4 protein-coding genes are annotated in these 6,283 nt (G+C 44.6%); all 4 read right to left on the bottom strand.

Going from position 1 to position 6,283, the window contains the following annotated elements:
* On the bottom strand, positions 1–644 hold a 644-nt coding region (locus IEW05_RS22435; protein WP_505818799.1), incomplete at its 3' end, for a glycoside hydrolase family 38 N-terminal domain-containing protein.
* A gap of 107 nt (positions 645–751) precedes the next feature.
* Entirely contained in the window at positions 752–1,744 is a 993-nt protein-coding gene (locus IEW05_RS22430; protein WP_188542086.1) for a glycoside hydrolase family 130 protein, read from the bottom strand.
* Between the two features lie 71 nt (positions 1,745–1,815).
* Positions 1,816–3,135, bottom strand: coding sequence for a glycoside hydrolase family 125 protein (locus tag IEW05_RS22425; RefSeq protein WP_188542085.1), 1,320 nt, complete (start codon positions 3,133–3,135; stop codon positions 1,816–1,818).
* A gap of 29 nt (positions 3,136–3,164) precedes the next feature.
* Positions 3,165–6,278, bottom strand: a complete 3,114-nt coding sequence (locus tag IEW05_RS22420; protein ID WP_188542084.1) for an alpha-mannosidase — start codon at positions 6,276–6,278, stop codon at positions 3,165–3,167.
* Positions 6,279–6,283: the final 5 nt, after the last annotated feature.

Raw genomic sequence — 6,283 nt, 5'->3', positions numbered from 1 at the left:
TCTGCCAGCTTCTTATCCCAAAATGCCTTGGCTTCCGTGTCATCCGTAGGCACTTCATTCCCGTTAGAGTACCAGTTGGCAAACAAAATACCGAGTACTTTGGAGCCGTCTGGACCTTCCCAAATCAGTTCGGAGAATGATGACTCATAGTCGCCGTCCGACACCATGTTGTTGAATCCAGTTGGCTTCACACCACGTCCGAAGAACGCATTGGTGATGCCTGATTGCAACATAAGCTGCGGGGTTTGTCCCACTAGACCAAACGTATCAGGGAAGTATCCGATCTTGGAAGGCTCGCCGTAACGTTTGGAATCCTGATGCCCGATCTGCATGTTACGTACGTTCGCTTCTCCACTCGTCAGGAATGCATCCTGTAAAATGTACCAAGGGCCGATCAGAATACGTCCTTCAGTAATATATTTCTCCAACCGTTCCTTGTTCTCCGGACGTACTTGGAGGTAATCTTCTAGAATGATTGTCTGTCCATCAAGATAGAAACTCTTGAATTCCGAATCCCCATCCAATTTATCCAATAATGCATCCACTAACTGGACTAGACGGACATGATGCTTCTCATAAGGTAAATACCATTCCCGATCCCAGTGCGTATGAGAAACGATATGTGCTGTTCTTTTGTTAGCCATAATCCAGATTACTCCCCTTTCAATTAAACCCTATTATTACAAGGAAATATCGACCTCATCCGGTCGATATCCCCTTTGTTCTTATATCCATACAATTCAATCAATAACTATGCTTCCAATGGAAATTTTTCCATGTACTCAAGCAACTCATCAACAGTAGTAAAGGCTAGGCCTGTCACCGTATCTGCACAGCCATAGTAAATTGCAATTCGTCCTGTTTCTGCATCCGTCAAAGCCGCGCAAGGGAAGGTTACATTCGGAACATCTCCAACGCATTCGTACAAGGTTTCTGGGCCCATAATGTAGTTACGTGACCGAGCGATAACTTTCCAAGGCTCATTAATATCCAAGAGAGCAACACCCATACGGTATACAAAACCGTTGCAAGTATTGATTACGCCATGGTAAATCAACAACCAACCCTTGTCAGTTTCAATTGGAACTGGGCCTGGACCGATTTTCTTGGACTGCCAAGCTGAAGCATCCCCATCTACTGTGCCCATGACATAACGGTGTTTACCCCAGAAAGTAAGATCAGGGCTTATGCTGTAGAAAATATCCCCGAAAGGCGTGTGACCCGTGTCACTTGGACGGCTGACCATAGCATAATGATCATTGATTTTCCGCGGGAAAAGTACGCCGTTACGGTTATACGGCAAGAAGGCATTTTCTAATTGGTGGAAAGTTTTGAAGTCGGTTGTATAAGCGATTCCGATGGTAGGGCCATGATAGCCATTGCACCACGTAATATAGTAGCGATCTTCAATTTTGATGACCCGTGGATCATAACGGTATTCGCGCTTAATTACTTCTTCGTCTCCCTCAAACACGATAGGTTCGTGATTGATCTTCCAGTTCACGCCATCGTCACTGAAACCAGCGAAAATATCCATGCTGACAGATTTCGAGTCGCAACGGAATACGCCGGCAAATCCGCCTTCAAAAGGAACAACTGCCGAGTTGAATACACTGTTGGAGTTCGGAATAGCATCCCGATTGATAATCGGATTCGCGGAATACCGCCATACCGGTGCGTTGATGTTGGCAGGCTTGTCCTGCCAAGGGATGTTAGACAATTTTTCTCCAATAATTTTGCTCATGTTCATTTCTCCTTTTTATATAGAAACTGTTCTATTTCAGGCCTATGTGAGTCTGCCTTAGAGGATCAAACTTACAAAATTCCTTCTTTCATCGCCCGATACACAAGCTGTGAGAACAAGCTGTTCGACCAAGCGAACCATTTACGCGTAAAGATAGTAGGATCGTCTACATGGAAGCCTTCGTGCATAAATCCAGTATCTGCATCCGTGCTCTCTAGCATTGCGATCATTTCCAGTTTCTCTTCCGCCGTTTGGGCCGTAATTCCCTGCATGGACAGCGCCATGTGCCAGATATAGTTCTCTGGTGTGTGTGGACTACCGATACCTTTAGCCGCTTTACCTTCAAAATAGAAAGGATTCTCTTTGCTCAGCGCAAACCGTCTCGTATTTTGATAAATCTCATCATCCGCACTCACATAACCAAGATAAGGAATCGACATCAACCCTGGTGTACCAGCATCGTCCATCAAACAGTAGTTTCCGAAGCCATCTGTTTCATAAGCATAGATCGGTCCAAATTCAGGATGGCGGTAAATACCATATAATTTGATACCATGATCAACTTCAAATTCAAGTTCCTTCAGTTCAGCTAGGAGATCCATGTCACGGAATACCCATTCCGCAAATTCTTGCATTTGACGTAGTGCTACAACCGCAAACATGTTACCTGGAATGTTGTAATGGAAGTCGCAAGCATCGTCACTGGAACGGAAGCCCGACCAGATCATCCCGGTATAATTAACTGGCATTCCAAGTCCGTTGTTACGCAATGAATCCTCAGGAATTCCATTGTTTCGTGTGAAACGGTAAGGGGATTTCTCGAAATGATATTGCTCCGTTTTGAACAGTTCAATGATACGTTTCATCGCCGATTTGAACCCCGCATCAAAGATGTCGGTTAGTTCAGTTTCTTTCCAATACGTATAGGCTAGACGTATCACAAAGCATAAGGAATCAATCTCAAATTTCCGCTCCCATACCCATGGGGACATGTCCGTAACATCCGTCGTATTCCAGTGCCAATCGTTAGCGGACTCGTTGAATGCATTAGCATACGGATCGATATGAATATATTGAATGTGGCGTTTAATAAGCCCACTAATAATACGTTGTAAATCCTGATCTTCCTTAGCAAACGGTACGTATTGAATCACTTGCTCTACTGAGTCACGTAGCCAAGAAGCTGGGATATCCCCTGTGATGACAAAGGTTGTTCCGTCATCCATCAATTTTGTTGTTGTTTCTAATGTATTAGGAAAGCAATTCTTGAACAATTGCAATAGTTTTGGTCGATGAGCCAGCTTTACCTCGGCTTCCGCCAGTACTTCTTGTATCGCTACCGGCAGCGTAAGTTCAGGCATCGGTATTTTCGGGAGTCTGAATTGTTCCATGGTAGTCTAGCTCCTTTAGATTATATATTTTAGTAATTAATTTTAATGGTCTTGATCTCATACGGGCTAAATTGAAGTTCTATTCGGCTTCCAACATATTCTATCATATTTATCTCCTGCTCCAAGGCATTAGATAAGAAGACTTCAGTACAATCCTGTGGCCATTCCAGTTCTACCGTTTCCCGACCACCTGCTGATTCGTAAAAACGCAGAATACTTCCCTTCCCATCCTCAGACGGTTTAACCGTATCGAGTACAACATGTTGTCCTGAGAAGTGGATTAAAGATTGCATACTCGGTAGTGAACCTTGCTTAGTCTGAGATGCTACAACAACAGGAGCATGATTCAGTTCAGCTGCCTTCCTGAGTGTATGAGCTTGACGCCAGTCTTCCATATGAGGATAAAGCGAATAAGTAAACTCATGCTCGCCAAGATCAGCCGAGACATCTGGCCATTTTGGCGCACGCAACAATGACAGGCGAATGGTGCTACCTTGAATATCATAGCCATACTTGCAATCATTCAACAAGCTGACACCATATCCGCGCTCGGATACATCGGCAAAACGGTGGCCACATACCTCGTACTGCGCCTGCTCCCAGCTTGTATTACGATGAGTTGGACGTTCCAATGAGCCAAACGGAATTTCATAGGTCGCTTTGTCCGTTACCACATCCACTGGGAAGCCAACCTTCAGCAACTTATGAGATTCATTCCAGCTTACCTTCGTTTTGAAATCTATGCGCTGATCATGATGATATAAAATCATGTCTTGTGTAATTTCCGATTGATTCAACTTCCAGCGGAAACGCAGCACATCTCTAATGGCTCCAGAGCTAAGAAGTTTCATCTCCAGTAGTTCAGCATCTCCCGCTGGTTGCTCTTCATACCGAGTATCAATATCCCAGGCATCCCAAAGCGTTGGACGGTCATGGAAGAAATGAAGACGGTTCGCACTTTCTCCTGCTTTAATAGTCTCCCGATTAGCCGTTTTATCAAACAGACTAACCATTTCCCCTCGGTCATTAAACCGTATACGGTAATATGGAGTTTCCCAACCGTTAGCCAAACTGTTGTCATTAGCATCAGCTTGAACCGAAATAGAGTTAGCTAATCCTTCTTCTGTTCTCAACCAAATTGTCTTATAGCCAAACGCAGGGACACTAGGTACTCGAACCCAAGCTGTATTCTCACCTTCGGTATCATGATCCATATCTAGGCGGATTCCATCTGCATCATAAACGGCATGTCCAGCTAATTCACTTTCACCCTTGATTGCAATGACGGCATCTCGAGCCCAGCCGAGACTATTAAATACGATATAAGGTGTACCTTCACCTTCCGTATTCACTTGTTCAGCTAACACGTTCAAGCCTTGATGCAGCCCTTTGTTTCCATGTTCAAAAATTTCCGTATACTCTTTCATCGATGTTACATAGGTTTCAGTAATTGCAGAGCCCGGAATAATATCATGGAACTGGTTGAGTAAAATTAGTTTCCAGCCATCATGCAGTGACTGACTAGCCTCATCCCGTAGTCCTGCCTCCATATCCGGCGAAGCAAGTGTGTTCCATAATTCAGCTTCTCGGTATAGAACCTCGGCCTTCCGATTGTTCAGCTTATTGCGACCATGCGTTGTATAGGTTCCGCGGTGAAGCTCAAGATACAGGTCTCCATGCCACTCAGGAAGCTGTGGCGCTGCTTCTGTAATTCCGGTAAAGAACTCAGCGGCATTACTATATTTGCTGGCAGGTTGTCCAACCATTAGCTCCGCACGATCAATGTATTCCAACATTTCGCGAGTGGCCCCACCGCCACCATCTCCATGTCCATATAACAGCATTTGCTCGTTATGCTTCGCTTTCTCTCGGAAGGATTGCCAATGCTCATGCACATCTTTCGGAAGTGTATTTTCATTCACACCATGATTTAAGTAAGACAACATCGGTGTTCCGTCGATACCAACCCAATGGAACAGATCATATGGGAATACATTCGTATCATTCCATCCGAGCTTTGTCGTCATGAAATACTGAATTCCACCATGCTTCAGGATCTGAGGCAGAGAGGCACAATACCCAAACGTATCAGGTAACCATTCGATCTCAGAGGTCATTCCGAACTCTTCCTCATAGAACCTTTGTCCATATAACATTTGACGCATCAGCGACTCGCCGCTTGGAATGTTCAAATCAGGTTCTACCCACATCCCACCAACAAGCTCCCAGCGTCCTTCCTTAATCCTTCCCTTCACTCGTTCATAGAGTTCAGGGTCATTATCCTTTAGGAAAGCAAATAACTGAGGTTGGCTTTGAGCGTACTGATACTCTGGAAACTCATTCATGAGCGCATCAACCGTTGAGAAAGTTCGACTCGTCTTACGAACCGTCTCTCTTACCGGCCACAACCAAGCAATATCAATGTGAGATTGCCCAACCATGTGAATTGTACCCTCGGCATTCCCGCCGATCTCGGCAGTTCTCTTCTTCAGACGCAGGTCTATTTCCTTAACTAGACTGCCTTCGCGAATAGATTCCTTGTCGAGTGCTACAAATTCATCCATTGCACTATACAATGCTTCAATCAGACGTGTACGACGGAAATCCTGTTCCGGTAATAATACGGCGGAATCACGAATAACTGTTGCCGTATACATCAGACTCTGTACCGGACGATTGACAATAACGATCGAGCTTTGAATCGAGCGGATTGGCGGTTGAATTACCGCCTGCTGATTCAACGGGTCCACAGGCTCAGGAATGGGATCAAATAACTCAATTTCAAGTTCCATTGGACGTTCTATGATGTTCGAACCTAATGTAACAAATGTATGATTTCGATCTAACCCTTGATAAGACTTCCCGTTTATACGAAGTAAACCTTCGCCACCAGATTGAAAGATCAACCCGACATGGGATTTCAACCAGTCTTGTGGGATCTCCAAACGGGAACGGAAGAAATAGGTTGTTCCTTGTTTACTAGGAAAAAGATTAAAATCATGTCCATCCGTATAAGGGGCTACATTGTCGTATTCTCCAGGCAATTTATACGTAGATGACATGATCTCCCAATCGCGAAATTCACGCTGTTCCAACCATTGAGACTCGGAAAGCTCCCTGATAAAACGTCTGATCCGTTCCATCTATA

The sequence above is a fragment of the Paenibacillus segetis genome, from assembly GCF_014639155.1.
GTDB lineage: Bacteria > Bacillota > Bacilli > Paenibacillales > Paenibacillaceae > Fontibacillus > Fontibacillus segetis.
This window is presented reverse-complemented; position numbering and strand designations above follow the sequence as displayed.